The organism is Nonomuraea ceibae (assembly GCF_019396325.1).
GTDB lineage: Bacteria > Actinomycetota > Actinomycetes > Streptosporangiales > Streptosporangiaceae > Nonomuraea > Nonomuraea ceibae.
The window spans coordinates 1-513 of record NZ_JAHKRO010000263.1 but is presented as its reverse complement, the minus strand read 5'-3'; the positions used below and the strand labels follow the sequence as shown (position 1 = coordinate 513).

1 protein-coding gene is annotated in these 513 nt (G+C 71.7%); it reads left to right on the top strand.

What is annotated here, in order from left to right:
• A partial coding sequence (locus tag KME80_RS49870; RefSeq protein WP_219520136.1) for an AAA family ATPase occupies nt 1-513 on the top strand: 513 nt, incomplete at both ends.

The following is a 513-nucleotide window of genomic DNA, read 5'->3' as shown; positions in this document are numbered from 1 at the left end:
GCTGGTGGCCGGGGAAGCGGGGATCGGCAAGTCGCGACTGCTGGCCGAGTTCGCGCGCACGCTGGGGCCGGAGGTGCGGGTGGTCGCGGGTGCCTGCGCGGAACTGGGCAGCGACGGCCTGCCGTACGCGCCGTTCGTGACGGTGCTGCGCAGGCTGATCCGGGTCGAAGGGATACTGCCGGGCCCCTACCGCCAACTGGCACGCTGGTTTCCGGAGCTCGGCGAGGCGGGCGGCGGGGAAGGCGGCAAGCACCGGCTGTTCGAGGAGGTCCTGTCCCTGATCGAGCGGGTGGCCGCGGACCAGCCGCTGGTTGTCTTGATCGAGGACCTGCACTGGGCCGACGCCGCCACTCGCGAGTTGCTGAGTTTCCTGGCCAGGAACGTGGCCCAGGCAGGCGTGCTCCTGGTGATCACCCACCGTCCCGTGGAAACGCCGCTGTCCGAGCTGTCCCGCCACCCGCGCGTGACCACGCTGCGCCTGGAACGCCTGGACCGGGAGGACGTAGGGCGCCA